The sequence below is a fragment of the Luteimonas sp. J29 genome (genome assembly GCF_000472505.1).
In the GTDB taxonomy this organism is placed as follows: Bacteria; Pseudomonadota; Gammaproteobacteria; order Xanthomonadales; family Xanthomonadaceae; genus Luteimonas.
In genome coordinates this window covers 72274-97117 of record NZ_KI421430.1, presented here as the reverse complement: position 1 = coordinate 97117, position 24844 = coordinate 72274, and the positions used below count along the sequence as shown (strand labels likewise).

General features: G+C 70.8%; 24 protein-coding genes. 17 read left to right on the top strand and 7 right to left on the bottom strand.

The features are described from left to right. Positions 1 to 5: 5 nt before the first annotated feature. The 4 genes from LUTJ29_RS0115415 to ykgO form a co-directional block, all read right to left on the bottom strand. On the bottom strand, positions 6 to 890 hold the full coding sequence (locus LUTJ29_RS0115415; RefSeq protein ID WP_027073280.1) for a carbon-nitrogen hydrolase: 885 nt from the start codon (positions 888 to 890) through the stop codon (positions 6 to 8). A 37-nt stretch (positions 891 to 927) separates the two neighbouring features. Beyond that, positions 928 to 1965, bottom strand: a complete 1038-nt coding sequence (locus tag LUTJ29_RS0115410; protein WP_027073279.1) for an agmatine deiminase family protein — start codon at positions 1963 to 1965, stop codon at positions 928 to 930. 64 nt (positions 1966 to 2029) lie between these two features. Continuing rightward, positions 2030 to 2359, bottom strand: coding sequence for a hypothetical protein (locus LUTJ29_RS0115405; protein WP_027073278.1), 330 nt, complete (start codon positions 2357 to 2359; stop codon positions 2030 to 2032). A 341-nt stretch (positions 2360 to 2700) separates the two neighbouring features. Beyond that, positions 2701 to 2826: a type B 50S ribosomal protein L36 gene (gene ykgO / locus LUTJ29_RS0115400; RefSeq protein WP_010342887.1), complete on the bottom strand. Its 126-nt coding sequence runs from the start codon at positions 2824 to 2826 to the stop codon at positions 2701 to 2703. A 169-nt stretch (positions 2827 to 2995) separates the two neighbouring features. On the opposite strand from ykgO, the gene cmk reads away from it, so the two are divergent. The 10 genes from cmk to LUTJ29_RS18265 all read left to right on the top strand — a co-directional run bounded on the left by cmk (position 2996) and on the right by LUTJ29_RS18265 (position 13550). Next, positions 2996 to 3667, top strand: coding sequence for a (d)CMP kinase (gene cmk, locus LUTJ29_RS0115395; RefSeq protein ID WP_027073277.1), 672 nt, complete (start codon positions 2996 to 2998; stop codon positions 3665 to 3667). A gap of 236 nt (positions 3668 to 3903) precedes the next feature. Continuing rightward, positions 3904 to 5592 (top strand): 30S ribosomal protein S1, encoded by a 1689-nt coding sequence (rpsA, locus tag LUTJ29_RS0115390; protein ID WP_027073276.1) that lies wholly within the window; start codon positions 3904 to 3906, stop codon positions 5590 to 5592. A 114-nt stretch (positions 5593 to 5706) separates the two neighbouring features. Then, entirely contained in the window at positions 5707 to 6009 is a 303-nt protein-coding gene (locus LUTJ29_RS0115385) for an integration host factor subunit beta (protein ID WP_027073275.1), read from the top strand. A gap of 16 nt (positions 6010 to 6025) precedes the next feature. Further along, positions 6026 to 6298: a lipopolysaccharide assembly protein LapA domain-containing protein gene (locus LUTJ29_RS17885; RefSeq protein ID WP_051323089.1), complete on the top strand. Its 273-nt coding sequence runs from the start codon at positions 6026 to 6028 to the stop codon at positions 6296 to 6298. Between the two features lie 3 nt (positions 6299 to 6301). Continuing rightward, on the top strand, positions 6302 to 7480 hold the full coding sequence (gene lapB / locus LUTJ29_RS0115375; protein WP_027073274.1) for a lipopolysaccharide assembly protein LapB: 1179 nt from the start codon (positions 6302 to 6304) through the stop codon (positions 7478 to 7480). Continuing rightward, the gene (locus LUTJ29_RS17880; RefSeq protein WP_051323088.1) at positions 7480 to 8493 is read left to right on the top strand and encodes a hypothetical protein; all 1014 of its coding nucleotides are present in this window, start codon (positions 7480 to 7482) and stop codon (positions 8491 to 8493) included. Before lapB ends, LUTJ29_RS17880 begins: the two co-directional genes overlap by 1 nt. Positions 8494 to 8495: 2 nt before the next feature. Beyond that, on the top strand, positions 8496 to 10415 hold the full coding sequence (locus LUTJ29_RS0115365) for a nucleoside-diphosphate sugar epimerase/dehydratase (RefSeq protein ID WP_027073273.1): 1920 nt from the start codon (positions 8496 to 8498) through the stop codon (positions 10413 to 10415). After that, positions 10412 to 11314: a UTP--glucose-1-phosphate uridylyltransferase GalU gene (gene galU, locus LUTJ29_RS0115360; RefSeq protein ID WP_027073272.1), complete on the top strand. Its 903-nt coding sequence runs from the start codon at positions 10412 to 10414 to the stop codon at positions 11312 to 11314. The genes LUTJ29_RS0115365 and galU overlap by 4 nt, the downstream gene beginning before the upstream one ends. A gap of 98 nt (positions 11315 to 11412) precedes the next feature. Further along, on the top strand, positions 11413 to 12192 hold the full coding sequence (locus tag LUTJ29_RS0115355) for a hypothetical protein (RefSeq protein ID WP_043741786.1): 780 nt from the start codon (positions 11413 to 11415) through the stop codon (positions 12190 to 12192). A 53-nt stretch (positions 12193 to 12245) separates the two neighbouring features. Then, entirely contained in the window at positions 12246 to 13550 is a 1305-nt protein-coding gene (locus tag LUTJ29_RS18265; RefSeq protein ID WP_144774290.1) for a peptidoglycan-binding protein, read from the top strand. A gap of 78 nt (positions 13551 to 13628) precedes the next feature. Here LUTJ29_RS18265 and LUTJ29_RS0115345 read toward each other — a convergent pair whose 3' ends face one another. The 3 genes from LUTJ29_RS0115345 to LUTJ29_RS0115335 are packed head-to-tail and all read right to left on the bottom strand — an operon-like array spanning position 13629 to position 17895. Further along, positions 13629 to 14837: an acetyl-CoA C-acyltransferase gene (locus LUTJ29_RS0115345; protein WP_027073270.1), complete on the bottom strand. Its 1209-nt coding sequence runs from the start codon at positions 14835 to 14837 to the stop codon at positions 13629 to 13631. 26 nt (positions 14838 to 14863) lie between these two features. Next, entirely contained in the window at positions 14864 to 17236 is a 2373-nt protein-coding gene (locus tag LUTJ29_RS0115340; protein WP_027073269.1) for a 3-hydroxyacyl-CoA dehydrogenase/enoyl-CoA hydratase family protein, read from the bottom strand. A gap of 38 nt (positions 17237 to 17274) precedes the next feature. Continuing rightward, entirely contained in the window at positions 17275 to 17895 is a 621-nt protein-coding gene (locus LUTJ29_RS0115335) for a TetR family transcriptional regulator (protein ID WP_027073268.1), read from the bottom strand. Positions 17896 to 18091: 196 nt separating this feature from the next. Here LUTJ29_RS0115335 and ndk point away from each other — a divergent pair, with 196 nt between their 5' ends. The 7 genes from ndk to der all read left to right on the top strand — a co-directional run bounded on the left by ndk (position 18092) and on the right by der (position 24839). Beyond that, positions 18092 to 18517 (top strand): nucleoside-diphosphate kinase, encoded by a 426-nt coding sequence (ndk, locus tag LUTJ29_RS0115330; RefSeq protein ID WP_027073267.1) that lies wholly within the window; start codon positions 18092 to 18094, stop codon positions 18515 to 18517. Between the two features lie 15 nt (positions 18518 to 18532). Further along, positions 18533 to 19687, top strand: coding sequence for a 23S rRNA (adenine(2503)-C(2))-methyltransferase RlmN (rlmN, locus tag LUTJ29_RS0115325; RefSeq protein ID WP_027073266.1), 1155 nt, complete (start codon positions 18533 to 18535; stop codon positions 19685 to 19687). Beyond that, positions 19674 to 20489 (top strand): hypothetical protein, encoded by an 816-nt coding sequence (locus tag LUTJ29_RS0115320; RefSeq protein WP_051323096.1) that lies wholly within the window; start codon positions 19674 to 19676, stop codon positions 20487 to 20489. The genes rlmN and LUTJ29_RS0115320 overlap by 14 nt, the downstream gene beginning before the upstream one ends. Then, positions 20486 to 21319 (top strand): helix-turn-helix domain-containing protein, encoded by an 834-nt coding sequence (locus LUTJ29_RS0115315; RefSeq protein WP_027073264.1) that lies wholly within the window; start codon positions 20486 to 20488, stop codon positions 21317 to 21319. Before LUTJ29_RS0115320 ends, LUTJ29_RS0115315 begins: the two co-directional genes overlap by 4 nt. Positions 21320 to 21425: 106 nt before the next feature. Then, positions 21426 to 22058 carry a tetratricopeptide repeat protein gene (locus LUTJ29_RS0115310; protein ID WP_027073263.1) on the top strand — a complete coding sequence of 211 codons (633 nt, stop codon included), beginning with the start codon at positions 21426 to 21428 and terminating at the stop codon, positions 22056 to 22058. Next, a complete protein-coding gene (gene bamB / locus LUTJ29_RS0115305; RefSeq protein WP_051323086.1) occupies positions 22058 to 23287 on the top strand; it encodes an outer membrane protein assembly factor BamB in 1230 nt (409 codons plus the stop codon). The genes LUTJ29_RS0115310 and bamB overlap by 1 nt, the downstream gene beginning before the upstream one ends. A 151-nt stretch (positions 23288 to 23438) precedes the next feature. Continuing rightward, the gene (gene der / locus LUTJ29_RS0115300; protein ID WP_027073261.1) at positions 23439 to 24839 is read left to right on the top strand and encodes a ribosome biogenesis GTPase Der; all 1401 of its coding nucleotides are present in this window, start codon (positions 23439 to 23441) and stop codon (positions 24837 to 24839) included. The last annotated feature ends 5 nt before the right edge of the window (positions 24840 to 24844 follow it).

Genomic DNA, 24844 nt, shown 5'->3' with positions numbered 1-24844 from the left:
CCGCCTCAGTCGCGGTAGCGCTTGAGCAGGTCGCCGTAGGCGTCGATCCGGCGGTCGCGCAGGAACGGCCAGATCCGGCGCACGTGTTCGCTGCGCGCCAGGTCCACCTCGGCCAGCAGGATCGCCGGCTCGGTCCCCGCTTCGGCCAGGAACTCGCCCTGCGGGCCGAGCACGTGGCTGTTGCCCCAGAAGTCGATCCCGGAGGCGCCCAGCGGCGAGGGCTCGTGGCCGACGCGGTTGCAGCTCAGCACCGGCAGGCCGTTGGCCACGGCGTGGCCGCGGTGGCTGAGCACCCAGGCATCGCGCTGGCGGTCCTTCTCGGCCTGGTCGTCGCCAGGGTCCCAGCCGATCGCGGTCGGGTAGAGCAGCAGCTCCGCGCCGGCCAGCGCCATCAGGCGCGCCGCTTCCGGGTACCACTGGTCCCAGCACACCAGCACGCCCAGGCGGCCGACCGAGGTGTCGATCGGGATGAAGCCGAGGTCGCCCGGGGTGAAATAGAACTTCTCGTAGAAACCCGGATCGTCCGGGATGTGCATCTTGCGGTACTTGCCGGCGATGCTGCCGTCGGCTTCCAGCACCACCGCGGTGTTGTGGTACAGGCCCGGCGCGCGGCGCTCGAACAGCGACGAGACCAGCACCACGCCGTGCCGCTTCGCCAGCGCGCCGAGGCGCTGCGTGCTGGGGCCGGGGATCGGTTCGGCCAGGTCGAACTCGTCCACGGACTCGTGCTGGCAGAAGTAGCAGCCGTTGTGCAGCTCCTGCAGAAGGACGAGCTTGGCACCGGCGCGCGCGGCCTCGGCCACGCGCTGTTCGATCACCGACAGGTTGGCGTCGGCGTCGCCATGGTTGCGTTCCTGGACCAGGGCGACGGGGAGGGTGCGGGTCTTCATCCGCGCATTGTAGGCCGCGGCGGCCGCCCTGCCGTGCTCAGGCGAGCAGGCCTTCAGGCAGCTGCATGGTGAGGCAATGGAGGCTGCCGTTCTGCCAGATCAGCGGGCGGCAGGGCACCTGCACGACCTCGCGGCCCGGGAAGGCCTCGCCCAGCACCGCGGCCGCGTCCGCGTCGGCCGCGTCGCCGTAGGCGGGCATCAGCACGGCGCCGTTGACGATGAGGAAGTTGGCGTAACTCGCCGCCAGGCGGCGCCCCTGGTCGATCACCGGGCGTGGCCACGGCAGCGGGAACAGCCGGTACGGCGTGCCATCGGCGGTGCGCAGGGCGGCCAGTTCCGCCGCCATCGCCCGCAGCGGCGCGTGGTGGCTGTCGGCCGGATCGTCGCAGGCCTGGAACACGATCGCGTCGGGCGCGGCGAATCGGGCGAGGGTGTCGACGTGGGCGTCGGTGTCGTCGCCCTCGAGGTAGCCGTGGTCGAGCCAGAGCACCCGGTCCTGGTGCAGCCAGCCGGCCAGCTGCGCGCCGAGCCGGTCGCGGTCCGCGTCGGGGTGGCGCTGGTGCAGGCATTGCCAGGTGGTCAGCAGGGTGCCGGCGCCGTCGGTTTCGATGGCACCCCCTTCCAATGCAAAATCAATTGGTTGCCGGACACTGTTCGAGAAAACTCCCATCCCGTGCAGGCGTTCGACCAGCAGGTCGTCGCGGCTCGCGCCGAACTTCCCGCCCCAGCCGGTGAAGCGGAAGTCGAGCAGGCGGAAGCCGTTGCCCTCGCGCAGGCTGATCGGGCCGGTGTCGCGCAGCCAGGTGTCGTCATAGGGCACCTCCACGAACCGCACCCGCGCCATGTCGATCCGGTTCGAGGACAGGCGCGCCCGGGCATAGCTCTCCACGTCCTCGTCGGCGACGCAGACCACGACGGGCTGGAAGCGGGTGATCGCCGCGACCAGGGCGATGTAGGTCTCCTCGACCTCGCCCAGGCGCTCGGCCCAGTCGGTGCCGGCATGCGGCCAGGCGATCAGGATTGCGGATTGCGGCTCCCACTCGGCGGGGAAGCGCGGCTTGATCGGGTCGGGCATCGGGCGGGCGCGCGGAAACGGGGGCGCGCATTATGCGCGACCCCGCGGGACGGCGCGGCGGATGTCAGCGGATGGCCGGCTTCGGCCCGACTTCGGACGGGTCGGCCTGGTTGAGGACGGCGTCGATCACGCGGTCGCGCTCGAAGTACACCGTGAACTCCGGATACACCCAGCGGTGGATGGTCGGCCACTGCGGCTTCTGGCCGCCGCGCGGCTCGAGGCGCTGGGCGGGGGCGCCGAAGCGGGCCTGGACCTGGGCGGTGGTGAGGCCGCGCTGGGGCAGGGCCACGTGCGCCTTGGCCTGCGCGCGTTCGACCAGCAGGGTATCGGCGGACGCCGCGCCGGCGGCGGCGCACAGCAGTACGGACAGGGCGAGGCTGGGGATCAGGCGCATGGTCTGGGCTCCGTCGATGGCCGGTTGGCAATGGCGAGCCCGGGTTTTAGCAGATTCAGGGACCAGCCGCTGTGCCGTGGTGCCGGAAGCGTGCCGGTCCGCGGTCTGGCGGGCCGCCTGGTCATCCGGACGACGCGGCACGCCCGCGCCGACGCGACGGTTCGACCGCGCGGCTCGCAGGCGGAGGGGGAGCCTGGATGCCGGCGCGCCGCGGACGGATGACGCATCGTTGGCGGCCGGCACGGGCGCACCGGCCGGCGCCGAAAAACAGAAGGGGCCGCATCGCTGCGACCCCTCCGGGTACTGCTTGCTGCCGTCCGGCGGACCGGAGGGCGACGCGTTCAGCGCTGGCGCGCCTTGAAACGCGGGTTGGACTTGCAGATCACGAAGACCTTGCCACGGCGACGAACGACCTTGCAGTCGCGGTGGCGGGCCTTCGCCGACTTCAGGGAGGACAGGACCTTCATGACGAAACCTCTGGAAGAACCGGCTGGATACGGCGGACAAAAGAAAGTCGCGCATTATAGCGGCGCGCCGGTCCCGTGTTCAAGCCAAGGTCCGCGACGTGGCGGGCGCGTCGCCCGGCGGCGGGCCGGTGCAGGATAATCCCCGTCCCCCGATCCCGCTGGAGACCCCATGGCAGACCCGATCCCCGTGCTGACGATCGACGGCCCCTCGGGGTCCGGCAAGGGGACGATCAGTCGCCTGGTGGCCGCGCGGCTGGGCTGGCACTACCTCGACTCGGGCGCCCTGTACCGGGCCATCGGCCTGGCCGCAGCCCGGGCCGGGCTGGACCTGGCCGACGTCGGGGCGCTGGCGCGGTTCACCCGCGACACCCGGATCGAGTTCCGCGAGGACGCCGACGGCGAGCTGCGGGTCCTCGTCGACGGGGAGGACGCCACCGACGCACTGCGCACCGAGGAGGCCGGGGCGGCGGCCTCGACGATCGCCGCGATCCCGGAAGTCCGGGAAGCCCTGAAGGACCGCCAGCGCGGTTTCCGGCGCCCGCCGGGGCTGGTGGCCGACGGGCGCGACATGGGCACGGTCATCTTCCCGGACGCCCCGTTCAAGGTGTTCCTGACCGCCAGCGCCGGCGAGCGCGCCGAAAGGCGCTATAAACAGTTGAAGGGCAAGGGGGTTTCGGTCACAATGGACGGTCTGCTGCGCGAGATCCTCGCGCGCGACGCCCGCGATGCCAGTCGCGCGGTGGCGCCGTTGCGGCCGGCCCCGGGGGCCGTCCACATCGATACCACCGGCATCGGCATCGACGAGGTGGTCGGGCGCGTGCTGTCCGTCGTGGCGCCCTGACCGCAGGCGAGCGTCGCCCGCCCGCGGTCCGTCCGGCCCGCCCCGCGGCGTGCCGGCGGGGCGCGCCCCGGGCCGGTCGGACAAGGCAGACAACGGCCCCGCGCGGGAGTTCCCGCGCGGATTCGATCCACCACAACACTCACGGCCATACGCAATCCCGCGCAGGCCGACAAACGGGTGGACCGCGGCGCCCGCGCCATGGACACGCGGTCTGTGTCATCAACCGAGTAAATCAAATGACCGAATCATTCGCAGAACTGTTCGAAGCCAGCCAGGCCAACCTGGCGAAGCTCAAGCCCGGCGCCATCGTCACCGGTACCGTCGTGGACGTGCGTACCGACGTGGTGATCATCAACGCGGGCCTGAAGTCCGAGGGCATCGTCCCGATCGAGCAGTTCCGTAACGACGCCGGCGAGATCGACGTCGCCGTCGGCGACACCGTCAAGGTGGCGCTGGACTCGATCGAGAACGGCTTCGGCGAGACCGTGCTGTCGCGCGAGAAGGCCAAGCGCGCCATGGTCTGGGACGAGCTGGAGGAAGCGCTCGAGAAGAACGAGACCGTGGTCGGCCGCATCAGCGGCAAGGTCAAGGGCGGCTTCACCGTCGACATCAAGGACGTCCGCGCGTTCCTGCCGGGCTCGCTGGTCGACGTGCGCCCGGTCCGCGACCCGGTGTACCTCGAGGGCAAGGAACTCGAGTTCAAGCTCATCAAGCTCGACCGCAAGCGCAACAACGTGGTCGTCTCGCGCCGCGCCGTGGTCGAGAGCGAGCACTCCGAGGAGCGCGAGGCGCTGATGGAGAAGCTGGTCGAGGGCGCCGTGCTCAAGGGCGTGGTCAAGAACCTCACCGACTACGGCGCGTTCGTCGACCTGGGCGGCATCGACGGCCTGCTGCACATCACCGACATGGCCTGGAAGCGCGTGCGCCATCCGTCCGAGGTGGTGGAAGTCGGCCAGGAGCTCGAGGTCCGCGTGCTCAAGTACGATCGCGAGCGCAACCGCGTCTCGCTGGGCCTGAAGCAGCTGGGCGAGGATCCGTGGGAGAACATCGCCCGCCGCTACCCGCCCAACACCCGCGTCTTCGGCAAGGTCTCCAACGTCACCGACTACGGCGCGTTCGTCGAGATCGAACCGGGCGTCGAGGGCCTGGTGCACGTGTCCGAGATGGACTGGACCAACAAGAACGTCAACCCGTCCAAGGTGGTCCAGGTCGGCGACGAGATCGAGGTCATGGTCCTGGACGTCGACGAGGAGCGCCGCCGCATCTCGCTGGGCATCAAGCAGGTCACCAGCAACCCGTGGGAGACCTTCGCCGCGATCCACAAGAAGGGCGACAAGGTCACCGGCCAGATCAAGTCGATCACCGACTTCGGCATCTTCATCGGCCTGGAGGGCGGCATCGACGGCCTGATCCACCTGTCCGACATCAGCTGGAACTCGACCGGCGAGGACGTGGCCCGCAACTTCAAGAAGGGCGACACGCTCGAGGCGGTGGTGCTGGCGGTGGACCCGGAGCGCGAGCGCATCTCGCTCGGCGTCAAGCAGCTCGAGCAGGATCCGTACGGCCAGTTCCTGGCCAACCACCCGCGCGGCTCGAAGGTGAGCGGCACGGTCAAGGAAGTCGACGCCAAGGGTGCGGTCATCGACCTGGGCGACGGCGTGGAGGGCTACGTGGCCGCGCGCGACATCGCCGACGTGCGCGTCGACGATGCCAGCCAGCACCTGAAGGTCGGCGACGCGATCGAGGCCAAGTACATCGGCCAGGACCGCAAGAGCCGCACCCTGCAGCTGTCGATCCGCGCCAAGGACGAGGCCGAGGCGGCCGAGACCCTCGCCGAGTACAACAAGGCGGCGGCGGAAGCCTCCAGCGGCACCACCAAGCTGGGCGCGCTGCTGCGCGAGCAGCTGGAGAACAAGTCCGAGTAAGTGCGACGGCGGCCTCGGCCGCGGAGGTCCGGCCCCGCCCGGGGCCGGACGGCTTGACCGGTGGGCGGTCCGGCGTTGCCGGGCCGCCCGCAGCTTCCACGGGCGTGTCGAACGATGACCAAATCGGAACTGATCGAGATCCTCACCCAGCGCCAGGCGCACCTGAAGGCCGACGACGTCGACCTCGCGGTGAAGTCGCTGCTGGAGATGATGGCCGCGTCGCTCGCCCAGGGGGACCGGATCGAGATCCGCGGTTTCGGCAGCTTCTCGCTGCACTTCCGGCCCCCGCGCACGGGCCGCAACCCCAAGACCGGCGACGCGGTCGCGCTGCCGGGCAAGTACGTGCCCCATTTCAAGCCCGGCAAGGACCTGCGCGAGCGGGTCACGGACGTGATCCCGCTGCCGGCGGAGGACTAGGCCGCCGGCCTCGCGCATGCGGCTGATCAGGGTCCTCGTCGCGCTGGTGGTCGTGGCGCTCGGCGCCGCGGTGGGGGCACTCAACCGGCAGGTGGTGGTCCTGGACCTGGGTTTCACCGGCATCGCCGCCAGCCTGGGCGTGATGCTGCTTTCGGCGCTGCTGCTCGGCGCGCTGTGCGGCGGCCTGGCGCTGGCGCTGGGCGTGGTCATCCCGCTGCGGCGAAGATTGCGCGACGCGCGCCCCGCGGACCGGCAGGGCCCGCTTCCCCCCCAAGACACGGGAGTCTGAACCATGGCATTCGTCAGCGAGTGGTTCTGGTTCTTCCTGCTGCTGCCACTGGCCGCCCTGAGCGGCTGGGTGGTGGGCCGGCGGGGAGGCGAGCGCCACAGCGACACCCAGGTGAGCCGGCTGTCGACCACCTACTTCCGGGGCCTGAACTACCTGCTCAACGAACAGCCCGACAAGGCGATCGAGCTGTTCCTGCACATCGCCGAGCTGGACAAGGAGACCTTCGAGACCCAGCTCGCGCTCGGGCACCTGTTCCGCCGCCGTGGCGAGGTGGACCGCGCGATCCGCCTGCACCAGGGCCTGGCGCAGCGCCCGGACCTGAGCGACCAGCAGAAGGTCCAGGCCCTGCTCGGGCTCGGCGAGGACTACATGAAGGCCGGCCTGCTCGACCGCGCCGAGGTGGTGTTCACCGACCTGGCCCGGATCGACCAGCGCGCCCCGCAGGCGCTCAGGCACCTGATCGGGATCTACCAGGCCGAGCGCGACTGGGCCAAGGCGATCGAGAACGCGACCCGCTACGAGGCCGCCACCGGCGAGCCGATGGGCAAGCTGATCGCCCACTTCGAATGCGAGCTGGCCGAGCGCGAGCGCCTGGCCGGCAATCTCGAGGCGGCGCGGGCCGCGGTCGCGCGCGCCTACGCCGCCGACTCGACCTCGGTGCGCGCCGGCATCCTCGAGGGGCGGCTGGAAACCGATGCCGGCAACGACGCCGCCGCGATCCGCGCCTACGAGCGCGCCGCCCGCCACGACACCGACTTCCTGCCCGAGGTGCTGCCCGCGCTGCTGGCCGCCTACGAGCGCGTGGGCGACGCGGCCGGCGCGCGCAAGTTCCTGGCCGAGATGAGCGAGCACTACCGCGGCATCGCCCCGGTGCTGGCGCTGACCCGCCTGGTCGAGGCGCAGGACGGCGTGCATGCCGCGCGCGAGTACCTGACCCGGCAGCTCAAGGACCGCCCCTCGGTGCGCGGCGAGGCGGCGCTGATCGACCTCACCCTGGCCGAGAACACCGACCTCGCCGGGACCCTCCAGGACCTGCGCCTGATCACCGAGCAGCTGCTGGTGCGCAACCCCAGCTACCGCTGCAACCGCTGCGGTTTCGGCGCGCGCAGCCACCACTGGCAATGCCCCAGCTGCAAGGAGTGGGGCACGATCAAGCCGCTGCTCAACTACGCGGTCGTCTGATGGCGGGGCTGGCCCTGGCCTGGGTGCTGGCCGGCGTCGCGCTGGGCGCCGGCGCCACCGCCGCCGCCCGGGCCTACGCGCTGCGACGCCGGCTGATCGACCTGCCGGGCGAGCGCCGCAGCCACCGCGCCGCCACGCCGCGGGGTGGTGGCATTTCGATCGTGCTGGTCCTGCTGGCGGCCCTGTTCGCGCTTGCGCTCGCCGCCCCGGATGCGTGGCCGGCCTGCCTGCTGGCGGGCACGGGCCTGGCGCTGGTCGCCGGGATCGGCTGGCTGGACGACCATCGCCCGCTGTCCGCGCTGGCGCGGCTCGCGGTGCACGCGGTCGCCGCCGCCCTGCTCGCAGGCGCGCTGTGGTCGCGCGGCGGCAGCCCGCTCGACATCGCGGTCGCGTTCGCGGCCGTGCTCGTGCTGGTCAACGTCTGGAACTTCATGGACGGCATCGACGGCATCGCCGCAGCCCAGGCGCTGGTGGCGGCCGTCGCCTGGGCGCTGATGGCGGGGCAGGGCGCGGTGTGGTGGGCGGGGCTGGCGCTCGCCGCGGGAATCCTCGGCTTCCTGCCCTACAACTTCCCGCGCGCCCGGATCTTCCTGGGCGACGTCGGCAGCGGGGCGCTCGGCTATGCGCTGGCCTCGCTGTTCGCGTTTGGCGCGGCGGGGGTGCATCCCGATGCCCGCCTGCTGTGGACGTTGCCGCTGCTGCCGTTCCTCGTTGACGCGTCCTTGACGCTGGCTTCGCGCATCTTGGCGGGTGAGGCCTGGTGGCGGCCGCACGTGACCCATGCCTACCAGGTCTGGGCGCGCAAGGCGGGTTCGCACGTGCCGGTGACGCTCGCCTACACCGCAGCAGCAACCATTGCATCGATGATGATGTTCGTTCTGCGTTCAGGCACTTCGGCGATTATCATCGCGGTCTGGTTGATGTTCCTGTCGGTGTCCGCACTGGCATGGGCGATGCTCCGCGGCGCCGCCGGGACCGGACGAACGGACCGGGTCGGGAAAAGGAACCCCTGAAGATGCTCAACTGGAAGGATCGGGTCAGCATGGCGGCGCCTCGCCTCGCCATCGTCGCCCACGACCTGGCCATGGTCTGGATGTGCTGGGCCGCGCTCCATCATTTCCGCTACGCGATGCTGCCGGCCGGTCCCGCGCCGGGGATCGAGGCGACCGAGATCCTCCTCGTCCTGCTCGCGCAGGGCGCGGTGTTCTGGCAGGTGGGCCTGTATCGCGGCGTGTGGCGCTTCGCGAGCCTGCCGGACCTGGTCAATATCCTGAAGGCGGCGATGGTCGGCCTGCTGGCGATCATGCTGGTGCTGTTCGTCTTCAACCGCCGGCTCGACCAGGTGCCGCGCTCGGTGCTGCTGCTGTACCCGTTGCTGCTCACCGCGCTGCTGGGCATGCCCCGGCTGGTCTACAGGGCGTGGAAGGACCACCAGATCGCGCGCACCGACAAGGCCGCGCTGCGGGTGCTGATCCTGGGCGCGGGGCGGGCCGGCGAAACCCTGGTGCGCGACCTGCGCAGGACCGGGGCGTATGTCCCGGTCGGCTTCCTGGACGATGCGGCCAAGCTGCGCGGCAGCCGGCTGCAGGGCGTACCGGTGCTGGGGCGGGTCGAGGACGTGGCCCGGATCGCGCCGGAGACGGCGGCCCAACTGCTGGTGATCGCAATGCCCTCGGTGGACGCGGCCACGATGCGCCGCGTGGTGGCCGCCTGCGAACGCACCGGGCTTCCGTTCCGCATGGTGCCGCGGCTCGACGACATGCTCGAAGGGCGTTCGCTGCCGGGCGAACTCAAGGAGGTGGCGATCGAGGACCTGCTCGGCCGCAAGCCGGTCACGCCGGACTGGAAGGCGATCCGCGCATGGCTCGGCGGCCGCAGCGTGCTGGTGACCGGCGCCGGCGGTTCCATCGGCGCCGAGCTGTGCCGGCAGTGCGCCCGGCACGGGGCGTCGACGATCGCGCTGGTCGAGATCGACGAGCTGGCGCTGATCAAGACCGAGTCGGAACTGCGGCGCGACTTCCCGCAGATCCGCTGCGTGCCGGTGCTCGGCGACTGCGGCGATCCGGCGGTGATCCGCCATGCGCTGCGCCTGTCCAGCCCCGACGCGGTGTTCCATGCCGCGGCCTACAAGCAGGTCCCGGTGCTGGAAGGGCAGCTGCGCGAAGCGGTGCGCAACAACGTGCTGGCCACCGAGGTGGTGGCGCGCGAGGCGCGCGCGGCCCGGGTCGGCACCTTCGTGCTGATCTCCACCGACAAGGCGGTCGATCCGGTCAACGTGCTCGGCGCGTCCAAGCGCCTGGCCGAGATGGTGTGCCAGTCGATGGCCCAGACCGACGGCACCCATTTCGTAACCGTGCGCTTCGGCAACGTGCTCGATTCGGCCGGCAGCGTCGTGCCGCTGTTCCGCGAACAGATCCGCAGCGGCGGGCCGGTGACCGTGACCCATCCGGAGGTCACGCGCTACTTCATGACCATCCCCGAGGCCTGCCAGCTGATCATGCAGTCGGTGGCGATCGGCGCGCGCGAGGCGGTGTACACGCTGGACATGGGCGAGCCGGTACCGATCCGGCTGCTGGCCGAGCAGATGATCCGGCTGGCGGGCAAGCAGCCCGAGCGCGACATCGCGATCGTCTACACCGGGCTGCGGCCCGGGGAGAAACTCCACGAAACCTTGTTCCACGCCGACGAACGGTACCGTCCGACGGTGCACCCGAAGATCCTCCAGGCCGAGGCCCGTTCGGTGTCCGCGGAGAAGCTCCAGCCGGCGCTCGCGCGCATGCGCGAGGCGGTGGCCGCATTCGATACCGAGGAGCTTGCGCGCCTGCTGCGCGAGACGCTCCCCGAATTCCGTCCCGGCAACGCGGATGCGGAGGCCGAGCGCGAGGACACGGGCACCGTCGTCGCATTCCCCGCACGACAGGCTAGAAAGACATGACCCGACGCATCCGAAAAGCGGTGTTCCCGGTCGCTGGACTGGGAACACGGTTCCTCCCTGCCACGAAAACCGTTCCCAAGGAGATGCTGCCGATCGTCGACCGCCCGCTGATCCAGTACGCGGTGGACGAGGCGATCGAGGCCGGCTGCGACACCCTGGTGTTCGTGACCAACCGCTACAAGCACGCGGTGGCCGACTACTTCGACAAGGCCTACGAACTCGAGCAGAAGCTCGAGAAGGCCGGCAAGCACGAGCAGCTCGAGCTGGTGCGCAACGTGTTGCCCGAAGGCGTCCGTGCCGTGTTCGTCACCCAGGCCGAGGCCCTGGGCCTGGGCCATGCCGTGCTGTGCGCGAAGCCGGTGGTGGGCGACGAGCCGTTCGCGGTGCTGCTGCCCGACGACCTGATCTGGAACCGCAACGGCCCGGGCGCGCTCAAGCAGATGGCCGACCACGCCGAGGCCCACGGCGTCGGCGCGATCGCGGTGCAGGACGTGCCGCGCGAGCAGACCGGCAGCTACGGCATCGTCGAGACCGGGGACTTCCGCGACCGCAGCGGTGCGATCCGGCGCATGGTCGAGAAGCCAAGGCCCGATGAGGCGCCGAGCACCCTGGCAGTGGTCGGCCGCTACATCCTGCCCGGGGCGATCTTCGACCATCTGGAGAAGACCGGCCGCGGCGCCGGCGGGGAGATCCAGCTCACCGACGCCATCGCCAGCCTGCTGGGCGAGCAGCAGATCGACGCCTACCGCTTCCGCGGCACGCGCTTCGACTGCGGTACCCACATTGGCCTGGTCGAGGCGACGATCCGCTTCGCGCTCGACCACGAGAAGCTCAGCGAAGCCGCCAGCGAGGCCATGGCCAGCGCACTGCGCGAACTGGGCGTGACCGACATCAGCTGAGCCGACCGCCCACGGGCGCGGGATGCGTTTAGGATGGTGCGCAGAGCGGGGCGAGGGGACGGATCCCCGTGGCGATGCGTCGACAGGGATGGTGACGGATGAAGCAGGCCAGGACAGGCAGACCTGATTCCAGGGTGGTCAGGACGGTGGCGGCAGGCACGGCCGCCCGGGCCCTCTGGGCCACCGCTGCGCTGATGGCGGGCGTGGCGTGCAGCGGCAGGACGTCGCCGTCGCCGTCGTCGGCGACGGGCCCCGGCGGGCGGCAGGCCCCGCAGATGGCTCCGGCTGCCCCGGGGCAGTCCGAAGCACGCTCCAGTGATGCCATGCCGCCCATGATGCCCGGACGGATCCGGCTGCCCGTGGGGGTCGAGCCGACCTGTCCCTCGGAGGACTTCGAGGAGTTCATCCGCGCATTCTTCAACAGCGGCGACCTCCAGGTCCGATTCACCGCCCGGCCCTACGAGGTCAAGGGCCCGTACTACGAGCAGCACAATACCGAACCCGGTGATCCGGCCAATCCACAGTGGGAAACGGTCGACCAAGATCATCCGTTGCACGATCTTTACCGCTACGACGCGCATCGGAGTGTGTATGTATCGGACAGTGCGTGGCTGCGCGCAGGGGAGCAATGGACCGGAGTCGATCCCGAGGGTAAGCCTCTCCTCCGTCCGGTGACCGAAGTGCAGATCCGGCAAGTGTCTCCCCGGCAGCACGCCGTCGACACGCCCGGCCGCATCACCACTTTCACCTGGCGAGGCGACTGCTGGTACCTGACGCAGGACTGGACCCTGGACCCGTTCGAGGGGTGCCGATGGCCCGACGAGTGCCGGCGCCTGCTCGAGTACGAAGGGCAGTACTACAGGGACGATGAGGACTGAACGCAAGTCCGGGTGCAGCGCCCGACAGGCGAACAACCGGCCAGGGAGGGGCCATGACCATGCAGAACGCCACGCCGCCCGGGCCGGCGGCCTACCGCATCCAGCAACTGGGACCGCCGCGCGATCGAGACGGTTCGCCGGTCCGGGTCCATGGGCAGGGTACGCAGCTGAACGAGCCGGTGACCGGGTTCGACAGCCTCGTGCTGCATCATCCCGGGGACAGCCGGGGCGTGCGGATGGTGGACGGGTCGATCGTCGGCGGCGAGCGTGGACGCGTGTTCGCCTATGTCGGCGGTCGGATCGAGGAGATCGAGTTCCCACGGCCGGTCGGGGGCCGGTTCCGCGATTACGGGCTCGCAACGGACCAGGTACTGATCAAGAAGGATCTCATCCTGTCCCATCCCGACCGGGATCCGGGCACCCGCCATGGACGCAGGGTGCATGTGCCGGCCCCGGTTGCCGGCGTCGTGGGCGCGCGGCGCGATCGCGAGGGACTGGTGGACATCCTCGATCGGCGGGGCGGGGAGGTCATCGCCCGCATCCGCCACATGAGCGATATCGAAGTCGATGTCGGGGACGCGGTGGAGTACGGACAGACGCTCGGCATCCAGAGTGACGTGGACACGCGCCGGATCCACGTGCACATGGAAATGGATTCGCGCTACTACCTGCAGTTCCGCAACTATGTCGACGACCTGGCCAGCGGCCGGCTGCCCGTGGACGCCGTCCACCGCACGAACGTCCAGCCACGCCCCGTGCCCGCTGACGGTACCTTCCGGCTGGGAGCGTCCGATCCGCGGATCCGCGACCTGCAGCGCGTCATGGACGGGGAAGGGCATCGCGCGGCTGATGGCGGACCGCTGGATCGTGATGGCGTCTACCGGATCGGGATGCAGGGCGCGCTGCTGGATTTCCAGCGCGACCACGGGATCCGGCAGACGGGAGACATCGACCCGCCCACGCTGCGGTTCGCTCCCGCGACGCGGCCGCGCGAAGTGGACCGGTTGGACTACGTCGCGTCCGGGCGCACGCCGCAGGTCCACCCGTCGCAGCAGCAGGCGCCTGGCCATCCCGATCACCCGGACCACCGACCAGGCCTGCCGGCGGAACCCGAGCCGGCGGTCAACCAGCGCAGGGCGCAGGCGCCCTGCTTCGGGTGTCCGCCCATCGACCGGCTCTCGGCCGCGCTGCGTTCGGGCGACGAGGCCGAGGTGTCACTGGCCTTTGCCGCGATCGGGACCTCGCCGGAGATGCTGGCGATGCTCGAACGCGGAAACAGGCTGCTTGCAGCCGCGCAGGAGGACTCCAGAAGCTCGCAGCAGATCCAGGCGCAGCCCGATGCGCCGGTACACGGCTGACCGGACGACGCGCGTCAGGGACAAGCGCAAACGGCGCCCCGGGGGGCGCCGTTTTTCTGCGACGGGGGGGCGGGAGGGTCAGAGCGACTCGAAGATCCCCGCCGCGCCCATGCCGGTGCCGATGCACATCGTCACCATGCCGTACTTCTGCTTCCTGCGGCGCATGCCGTGGACGATGGTCGCGGTGCGGATCGCGCCGGTCGCGCCCAGCGGATGGCCGAGCGCGATCGCGCCGCCGAGCGGGTTGACCTTGTCCGGGTCCAGCTCCGAATCGCGGATCACGGCCAGCGCCTGGGCGGCGAAGGCCTCGTTGAGCTCGATCCAGTCCAGCTGGTCCCTGGTCAAACCTGCCTGCCTGAGCGCCTTCGGGATCGCGGCGATCGGGCCGATGCCCATCACCTCCGGGCGCACGCCGGCGACCGAGAAGCTGACGAAGCGGGCCAGCGGCGTCAGGCCGTAGTCCTTGATCGCCTGCTCGGAAGCCAGCAGCACCGCACCGGCGCCGTCGCTCATCTGCGAGGAGTTGCCGGCGGTGACGGAGCCGCCGAACTGGCCGTTGCGGAACACGGTGCGCAGCTTCGCCAGCCCTTCGGCCGAGGTGTCGGCGCGCGGGCCCTCGTCCTGTTCGACCAGCAGCTTCTTCAGCCGCACGGTATTGCCGGCGAGGTCGGGCACGCGAGAGACCACCTCGTAGGGCGTGATCTCCTGGGCGAACTCGCCGGCGGCCTGGGCCGCGAGCGCCTTCCTGTGCGAGGCGAGGGCGAAGGCGTCCTGGTCTTCGCGCGAGACCTTCCACTCCTCGGCCACCTTCTCGGCGGTGATGCCCATGCCGTAGGCGATGGCGACGTTCTCGTCGCGCGCGAACACCTGCGGGCTGAGCGCGACCTTGTTGCCCATCATCGGCACCATCGACATCGACTCGGTGCCGCCGGCCAGCATCAGGTCGGCGTTGCCGAGCCGGATCTGGTCGGCCGCCAGCGCCACGGCCTGCAGGCCGGAGGAGCAGAAGCGGTTGATGGTCTGCGCGGCGATGGTGTTCGGCAGGCCGGCCAGCAGCACGCCGATGCGGGCCACGTTCATGCCCTGTTCGCCCTCGGGCATCGCGCAGCCGATGATGGCGTCGTCGATGCGGCTGGTGTCGATGCCCGGCGCCTGCGCGACCACGGCCTTGAGCACGTGGGCGAGCATCTCGTCGGGACGGGTGTTGCGGAAGACGCCCTTCGGGGCCTTGCCGACCGGGGTGCGGGTGGCGGCGACGATGTAGGCGTCCTGGATCTGCTTGCTCATGGTCTAGTGTCCTGTGTCGTCGTCGGTCAGTTGCGCAGCGGCTTGCCGGTCTTGAGCATGTGGGCGATGCGGGCCTGGGTCTTGTCCTGCTGGGCCAGCTCGACGAAGTGCTTGCGCTCCAGGCGCAGCAGCCAGTCCTCGTCCACCACCGCGCCGCGGTCGACCTCGCCGCCGCACAGCACGGTGGCGATGCGGGTGGCGATCTCGTCGTCGTATTCGCTGATGAAGCGGCCCTCGAGCATGTTCACCAGCAGCATGCGGAAGGTGGCGATGCCGACGTCGCCGGCGACCCGGATGCGGCGCGCGGGCAGGGGCGGGCGGTAGCCGGTCTCGGCCAGGCCGCGGGCCTCCTCCCTGGCGATGTGCAGCAGCTCCCAGGCGTTGAACACGACCTTGTCGCCGGCGCGCATGAGGCCCAGCTCCCTGGCCTCCACGGCGGAGGTCGAGACCTTGGCCATGGCGATCGTCTCGAAGGTCTTCTTGAGCTCGGCGAACACGTCTCCGCCCGGGCCCGCGGCCTCGGACGCGCGCACCGCCAGCTCCTTCAGGCCGCCACCGGCCGGCAGCAGGCCGACGCCGGCCTCGACCAGGCCGATGTAGCTCTCGAGGTGGGCCACGGTGCGGGCGCTGTGCATCTGGAACTCGCAGCCGCCGCCCAGGGCCATGCCGCGCACCGCCGCCACGACCGGCACCAGCGCGTACTTGATGCGCTGGCTGGTGGCCTGGAAGTTGGCCACCATCGCCTCGAAGGCATCGACCTTGCCGGCCTGGAGCAGGCCCAGCGCGCCGGCCAGGTCGGCGCCGGCCGAGAAGGGCTCCTTCGGCTGCCAGATCACCAGGCCCGCGAACTTCTTCTCGGCGATGCCGATCGCTTCCTGCAGTCCGTCGAGGACCTGGTCGGAGACGGTGTGCATCTTGGTCTTGAAGCTGACCACGCCCACGTCGTCGCCGTCGGTCCACAGGCGCACGCCGTCGTTCTCGAACACGGTTTCGCCCTGCGCGAACGACTCGCCCAGCAGCGGGTCCGGGAAGCGCTGGCGCCGGTAGGCGGCCAGCGACGACCGCGGCAGCTTGGCGTCCTGCACCGGGCTGTAGCTGCCCTCGGCCGCATGCACGCCCTCGCGGCCATCGAACACCCAGTCGGGCAGGGGCGCGTTGCTCATGGCCTTGCCGGCGACGATGTCGTCGGCGATCCACTGCGCCACCTGCTTCCAGCCCGCCGCCTGCCAGGTCTCGAACGGGCCCAGCGACCAGCCGTAGCCCCAGCGGATGGCCAGGTCGACGTCGCGGGCGGTCTCGGCGATGTCCGCCAAGTGATAGGCGCTGTAGTGGAACAGGTCGCGGAACGCGGCCCACAGGAACCGGGCCTGCGGGTGCTGGCTCTCGCGCAGCTTGCGGAACTTCTCGGCCGGGTCCTTCGTCTTGAGGATCTCGACCACCTCGTCGGCGGCCTTGCGGTCGGCCGGGCGGTAGTCCTGCTTCTCCAGGTCGAGGACCAGGATGTCCTTGCCGGCCTTGCGGAACACGCCGGCGCCGGTCTTCTGGCCCAGCGCGCCCTTGGCGACCAGCGCCTCGAGCCAGGCCGGCGACTTGAAGTAGGCGTGCCAGGGGTCTTCCGGCAGGGTGTCGGCCATGGTCTTGATGACGTGGGCCATGGTGTCCAGGCCGACCACGTCCGAGGTGCGGTAGGTCGCCGACTTCGGCCGGCCGATCAGCGGGCCGGTCAGGGCGTCGACCTCGTCGAAGCCGAGGCCGAACTCCGCGGTGTGGTGGGCCGTGGCCAGGATCGAGAACACGCCGATCCGGTTGCCGATGAAGTTCGGGGTGTCCTTCGCATAGACCACGCCCTTGCCGAGGGTCGTGGTCAGGAAGGTCTCGAGCCCCTCGAGCACGGCGCGGTCGGTGGTCCGGGCCGGGATCAGCTCGGCCAGGTGCATGTAGCGGGGCGGGTTGAAGAAGTGCACGCCGCAGAACCGCGATCTCAATTCTTCCGGAAGAACCTCTGCCAACTTGTTGATGCCCAAGCCGGACGTGTTGCTCGCGAGGACCGCATGCGGGGCCACGAACGGGGCCACCTTGCGGTAGAGGTCCTGCTTCCAGTCCATCCGCTCGGCGATCGCCTCGATGACCAGGTCGCAGCCCTTGAGCAGCTCCAGGCCGGTCTCGTAGTTGGCCGGGGTGATGGCCTCGGCCAGCGAACGGCTGGCCAGCGGGGCGGGGCTGAGCTTGCCGAGGTTGGCGATGGCCTTGAGCACGACGCCGTTGGGGTCGCCTTCCTTCGCGGGCAGGTCGAACAGCACCGTGTCGACGCCGGCGTTGGTCAGGTGCGCGGCGATCTGCGCGCCCATGACGCCGGCGCCCATGACCGCGGCCCGGCGTACAAGCAGTTTCTCAGACATGTCGTGTATCCATCTGGTTTGAAAGGGAACGCGAACGCTCAGGCTTGGAATCCGGCGGCCGCGAAACGGATCAGTTCGGCCGCCGCGTGGCGGCGGTGGGCGGCCTCGTCGACGCCCGCGGGCCGCTTGATCAGCCCGAAATCGGCCATGGCATAGGTCAGGGCGCCGCCAAGGAAGTCCAGCCGCCAGTACAGGGTTTCCTTGGCCAGGTGCGGCAGGCACGCGGCGAGGGCGCGGGCGAACTCGCGCTGCACGTGCCCGTAGCGCTCGGACAGGAAACCGCGCAGATTCTCGTTGTGCTCGGCGTAAGCCCGCGCGATGACGCGGATGAAGGAGTGCCCGTGGCGGTCGAGGGCCAGGTCCAGGGCAGGCTCGACGAAGGCGGCCAGGATCGGCTCCAGCTCCCCGGGATGGGCCTCGAGCGCGGCGCGCAGCCGGTCCAGGCGCTGGCGGCTCATCACGTCCATCCGCCGGCGGAACACCTCGTGGACGAGGTTGTCCTTGCTGCCGAAGTGGTAGTTGACCGCGGCGATGTTGACGTCGGCCAGGGCCGTGACCTGGCGCAGGGAGGTGCCCGAGAAGCCGTGCTGGGCGAACAGTTCCTCGGCGGCGCCGAGGATCCGGTCCTTGGTGGAGAACTGCCGCCCCGCGATCGTCATCCGCCGCTGCTCAATCAAACGCTTGTTTGGATCGTATTCCCGGACGGTTTCCGTTGCAACCCGGGGCCTGCTTCGTTGCCGCACAATCCGGTAGAATTACCGCAGCCTTGTTGGCTAAACCCGCGTCCACACGCGGGTTTTTTCCATGTTAATCTGGCCCTTCCCCTGCGGAGCGGCCCCTGCCCGGAGATCTTCCATGGCGCTGGAGCGCACCCTTTCCATCATCAAGCCCGATGCCGTCGCCAAGAACGTCATCGGCGAAATCTACAGCCGCTTCGAAAAGGCCGGCCTGAAGGTGGTCGCCGCGAAGATGAAGCACCTCTCGCGCAAGGAAGCCGAAGGCTTCTATGCGGTGCATCGCGAGCGTCCGTTCTTCAATGCGCTGGTCGAGTTCATGATCAGCGGCCCGGTGATGATCCAGGTGCTGGAAGGCGAGGGCGCGATCGCGAAGAACCGCGAACTGATGGGCGCGACCAACCCGAAGGAAGCCGCGCCGGGCACGATCCGCGCCGACTTCGCCGACAGCATCGACGCCAACGCGGTGCACGGTTCGGACGCGCCGGAGACCGCCGCGGTGGAGATCGCGTACTTCTTCGCCAGCACCGAGCTCTGCCCGCGTTGAGCACGCAGTAGCCCCGTGAGCGACCTCGCAGCCACCACGAAGCAGAACCTGCTCGACCTCGACCGCGAGGGCCTGGAGCGCTTCTTCGCCGACGAACTCGGCGAGAAGCGCTTCCGCGCGCACCAGGTGATGAAGTGGATCCACCACCGCCACGTCACCGACTTCGAACAGATGACCGACCTGGGCAAGGCGCTGCGCGCCAAGCTGCACGAACGCGCCGAGGTGCGCGTGCCGCAGGTCCAGTTCGAAAAGCCCTCCGCCGACGGCACCCACAAGTGGCTGCTGGCGATGGACGGCTCCAACGCGGTCGAGACCGTGTACATCCCCGACAAGGGCAGGGGCACGCTGTGCGTGTCCTCGCAGGTGGGCTGCGGCCTCAACTGCACGTTCTGCTCGACCGCGACCCAGGGCTTCAACCGCAACCTCTCGACCGCCGAGATCATCGGCCAGGTCTGGGTGGCCGCGCGCCACCTGGGCAACGTGCCCCACAAGCAGCGCAGACTGACCAACGTGGTGATGATGGGCATGGGCGAGCCGCTCATGAACTTCGACAACGTGGTCCGCGCGATGAGCGTGATGCGCGACGACCTGGGCTATGGCCTGGCCAACAAGCGCGTGACCCTGTCGACCTCCGGCCTGGTGCCGCAGATCGACCGGCTGGCCGAGGTGAGCGACGTGTCGCTGGCCGTCTCGCTGCATGCGCCCAACGACGAGCTGCGCACCCGGCTGGTGCCGCTCAACAGGAAGTACCCCATCGCCGAGCTGATGGAGGCGTGCGTGCGCTACGCGCAGCGCAAGCGCGGCGAATCGGTGACGTTCGAATACACCCTGATGAAGGGCGTCAACGACCAGCCCGAGCACGCGCGCGAGCTGATCCGGCTGATGCGCGACTTCGACAACCGGCTGCAGATGAAGGACGCGGCCAAGGTCAACCTGATTCCGTTCAACCCGTTCCCGGGCACCCGCTACGAGCGCCCGGACGACGCGGCGATCCGGCGGTTCCAGAAGCTGCTCAACGACGCCGGCCGGATCGCGCCGGTGCGCCGCACCCGCGGCGACGACATCGACGCCGCCTGCGGCCAGCTCAAGGGCCAGGTGATGGACCGCACCCGGCGCCAGTCCGAGTTCCGCAAGCGGCTGCAGCAGGGAGGTGCCGGTGCGGTGGCGTGAGCGGCTCGTGCTGGCGGCGGCGCTGGCGCTGGCCGCGTCGGGGTGCTCGCGGCTGACCTTCGTCAAGCCCGACGCCTCGCGGCGGGGCGCGGAGAAGGTGGCCCCGGACTACCGGATCCGGGACAACGAGGCGGCGAAGCGCCGGACCGAGGCGCGGCGCCAGATCACGCTCGCCGACCGGCACCTGTCGGCCGGCGACCTCGCGGAAGCGGAGCGCGCCGCCCAGGCCGCGCTCAAGGCGGACCGCGAGCTGGCCGAGGCCCACACCATGATGGCCCTGGTGGCCGCCGAGCAGGGACGCTACGAACTGGCCGGGACCCACCATGCCGAGGCCGCCCGGCTGGCGCCGTCCGGCATGACCTACAACAACTACGGCGCGTGGCTGTGCGCCAACGGCCGCGCCGCCGAATCGCTCGAGTGGTTCGACCAGGCCGTGCTCGACCCGCGCTACGGCGACCGGGCCGGGGCGCTGGCCAACGCCGGGGCCTGCGCGGCCCGGGCCGGACAGCACGATCGGGTCGAACGCGACCTGCGCGCCGCGCTCGAGCTGGACCCGGAGAACGTGGTGGCGCTGGCGGCGATGGCGGAGGAGTCCATGCGCCAGGGCCGCTACCTCGAGGCCCGCGCGTTCTCCGAGCGCCGGCTCGCGGCCGGCCCCGCCACGGCCGCGGCACTCGAATTGGCGTCACGAATCGAGGATAAACTCGGCGACAGCGTTGCCGCGCGACGTTATGTTGAGCGGCTCCGGACCGAGTTTCCGCAGGCACTCAACGCTAGTCCAGGGGGAAGCAGCACACCATGAACTCTTCCGACCAGATGGCCGGCCATGCCGGCGATGGCGAGCGACTGCGCAAGGCGCGCGAGGCCGCGGGCCTCGAGGTGGCGGAGGTCGCCAGGCGCCTGAAGATGCCGGTGAAGGTGGTGGAAGCGCTGGAGAACGAGGACTGGGGAAGCCTCGATGCGCCGGTCTTCGTGCGCGGCCAGCTCCGCAGCTACGCCCGCCTTCTCGGGCTGAAGATCGACGAGGCGCTGCCGGCGGCGTCGCCGGCGCTGCCGATCGAACCGGCCAGGCTCGAACCCAGGGTCTATACGCCGCCGCTGCGGCGGGCCGCCGACCGCCTGATGGGGCGCCTGGTCTACATCGTGATCACCGCGCTGATCGCGGTCCCGGTGTGGATGATGGCGACCCGGACCCACATGGAGTCCCGGATCGATCTGGATGCCGCCCTGGTACAGCTCGAGGACCAGGCCGATGCCCCGGAGCGGCGCGCGCCCGCCCCCGCGCCCGAGGCGGAGGGCCCGCGGCCGCTGGTGGCGTCGATGACCTCGATCCCGCAGCGGCAGGCCGTCGCCCGGCAACAGGACGCGCCTGCGCTCTCCCTGCGCTTCTCCGGCGACAGCTGGATCGAGGTGTTCGATGCCCAGGGCGAGGTGCTCGAACGCGGCCTGCTCAAGGCCGGCGACCGCCGCGACTACGCCCGCGGCGAAGTGGGCCGGGTGGTGATCGGCAACGCCGATGCCGTGGAAGTCCGGCGCAACGGCAGCATTCAGGATCTGTCCGAGTTCCAGCGCGCGAACGTCGCACGCTTTACGGTATCCTCTGACGGCTCCATCGCGCCGCCCAGGCAGTAGCGCCGCGCCCGCCGATGGAACGTGCGCCCGGCCCCGTGCCGGGCGTTTCCCGATCGCCCCCTTGTCCCGCCGACGGTCGCGGACAGGACCCCACTGGCATTAGACGATGGCGTTGGACGAACTGCTCGACGAGCACGAACAAGGCGAAAGAGTCCGCAACTGGCTGAAGGAAAACGCCCTGGGGCTGCTCGGCGGGCTCGCGCTCGGCCTGGCCCTGATCGGCGGCGGCAAGTGGTGGATGCAGCGCCAGCACCAGGAGCGGGTGGCCATCGGCGAGACCTACGACCGGATGGTGCGCGCGATCGAATCGGGCGACCTGGAGACGGCGAAGCAGGAAGCGGCGCCGCTGGCCGACACCAGCTACGCGCCGTTGGCCGCGCTGGCCCTGGCCAAGGGCCAGCTCGACGCAGGCGACCGGGACGCGGCCATCGCGACGCTGCGCGCGGCGCGCAGCGACGACCCCGGGCTGGCGGCCGTCATCCGCCAGCGCCTGGCGCGGCTGCTGGTCGATGCGGGGCAGGGCGAGGAGGCGGTCTCGCTGCTGGCCGGCAACGACGATCCGGGCGCGCTTGAGGTCCGCGGCGACGCGCACTTCGCGCTCGGCCGCGCCGACGAGGCGCGCAAGGACTACGAAGCGGCGCTGCGCAAGCTTGATGTCGCCGCGCCGCAGCGCATGCTGCTCGAACTCAAACTGGCCCAGGCCGGCGGCACGCCGGACCAGGCGGGGACCGAATCCTGATGAAGTCGTCCAATCCTGCGTCCGCCGCGACGCGCGCCCGCTGGCGACTGGTCGCCGGCCGTTCCCTCGTCGTGCTCGCCTGCGTTTCGGCGCTGGCCGGCTGCAGCACCGTGCGCGGCTGGTTCGGCGGCGGCGACAGCGAGAAGGCGGCCGCCAAGCGCGCCAGCGAGCCGGCCGAACTGGTGGACTTCACCCCCTCGGCCACCGTGTCGCGGCTGTGGTCGGCCAACGCCGGCAAGGGCGAAGACCGGCTGGGCGTGCGCCAGGCCCCGGCGATCGCGGACGGGCGCGTGTACGCGGCCGCGGTCGAGGGCGGCGTGCGCGCGTTCGACCTGCAGACCGGCGCGCTGCTGTGGCACTACCGCTCCGACCTGCGCCTGACCGGCGGGCCGGGCGCGGGCGACGGCCTGGTGGTGGTCGGCAGCCTCAAGGGCGACGTGGTGGCGCTGGACGCCGCGACCGGCGCCGAGCGCTGGCAGGCCAAGGTCCCCAACGAGGTGATCGCCGCGCCGGTGATCGGCCAGGGGCTGGTCTTCGTGCGCTCCAACGACGGGCGCGTGACCGCGTTCGACGTGAACGACGGCCAGCGCCGCTGGTTCTGGACCAAGGAGCTCCCGAGCCTGACCGTGCGTGGCAACGACGCACCGGTGCTCGGCCCGGGGGTGATGTTCGTCGGCAACGACGACGGCACCATCGCCGCGGTGTCGGTGGCCGACGGGCGCGAACTCTGGGACCTGCCGGTGGCGCAGCCCGACGGCCGTACCGAGCTCGACCGCATGGCCGACGTCGACGGCACCCCGGTGCTCGACGGCACCGTGCTCTACGCCAGCAGCTACAAGCAGTCCACGGTGGCGCTCGACGCCCCCAGCGGCCGCCCGATCTGGGCGAGCGAGCATGGTGGCCCGGGCCGTCCCGGCCTGGCGATCGACAAGGTGGTGGTGTCCGACCGCAACGGGTCGGTCTGGGGCCTGGACCGCAGCTCCGGCGGCGCGGTGTGGGAGCAGCCCGGCCTGGCGCGGCGCAACCTCAGCGGCGTCGCCGTGCATGGCGACTACGCCGTGGTCGGCGATTTCGAGGGCTACCTGCACTGGCTGCGTCTGGACAACGGCGACTTCGCCGCGCGCCAGCGCGCCGGGCGCGCCGCGATCAAGGGCCCGCCGGTGGTCGCCGACGGCATCCTCGTGGTCCAGAACGTCGACGGCGGCCTGACCGCCTGGCGGGTGCAGTAGTCCCGTCCACCGGCGCGCCGCGGCCCGGCCGCGCGCGCGCACGGCCTGCCGTCGGATCCACCTTCCGCGCGACGCGCGGCCCGGCCGCGACGCGGCCCCGGGCCGTGCGCGCGTTACGCTAGACCCCGTTTTCGAACCCGACCGGCCTGCCATGCTTCCTTCCGTCGCCCTCGTGGGACGTCCCAACGTCGGCAAGTCGACGCTGTTCAACGCGTTGACCCGCAGCCGCGACGCCCTCGTGCACGACGAGCCCGGCGTGACCCGCGACCGCCACTACGGCGTGTGCCGGCCCGAGGGCCAGCGGCCGTTCGTGGTCGTGGACACCGGCGGCATCGCCGGCGAGCAGGCCGGCCTGGCCGGCGCGACCGCGCGCCAGGCGCGGGCCGCGGCCGAAGAGGCCGACCTGGTGCTGTTCGTGGTCGACGGCCGCGAGGGCGCGTCGGCGCTGGACGAGGAGATCGTGGCCTGGCTGCGCAAGTCGGGGCGTCCGGTGCTGCTGGTGGTGAACAAGGTCGACGGCCTCGACAGCCGGGTCGCGCTGGCCGAGTTCGCGCGCTTCGGCTTCGCCGACGCGTTCGCGGTCTCGGCCTCGCACCGCCAGGGCATCGACGCGCTGCTCGACGAGGTCCAGGCGCGGCTGCCGGAGCAGGGCACCGCCGAGGCGCTGGACGACGACCCCGAGCGCATCCGCGTGGCCTTCATCGGCCGCCCGAACGTGGGCAAGTCCACCCTGGTCAACCGGATCCTCGGCGAGGAGCGGATGATCGCCTCCGACGTGCCCGGCACCACCCGCGACTCGATCGCGGTGGACCTGGAGCGCGACGGCCGCAAGTACCGCCTGATCGACACCGCCGGCCTGCGGCGCAAGTCGCGGGTCGACGAGGCGGTGGAGAAGTTCTCGATCATCAAGACCCTGCAGGCGATCGAGCAGTGCCAGGTCGCGGTGATCCTGATCGACGCCAGCGAGGGCGTGACCGAACAGGACGCCAGCGTGCTCGGCGCGGTGCTCGACGCCGGGCGGGCGCTGGTGATCGCGGTCAACAAGTGGGACGGGCTGAGCACCTACCAGCGCGAGCAGACCGAGGCCCTGCTGTCGCGGCGCCTGGCCTTCGTGCCGTGGGCCGAAGCGGTGCGGATCAGCGCGCTGCACGGATCCGGCCTGCGCGAGCTGTTCCGCGCGGTGCACCGCGCCCATGCCTCGGCCACGCGCACCTTCAGCACCGCCGAGGTCACGCGCACGCTCGAGATCGCCTACGAGGCCAGCCCGCCGCCGGCGGTGCGCGGCCACGCGCCCAAGCTGCGCTTCGCCCATCCCGGCGGCGAGAACCCGCCGACCTTCGTCGTCCACGGCAGCCGCCTGCGGACCTTGCCGGACAGCTACACGCGCTACCTGGAGAACTTCTTCCGCAAGCGCTTCAAGCTGGTCGGAACGCCGGTGCGGTTCGTGTTCAAGGAGGGCGAGAACCCGTACCGCGGCCGCAAGAACGTGCTCACCGAGCGCCAGCAGGCCAAGCGCAAGCGCCTGATCCGGCACGTCCGGCGCGGGCGCTGAGGCGA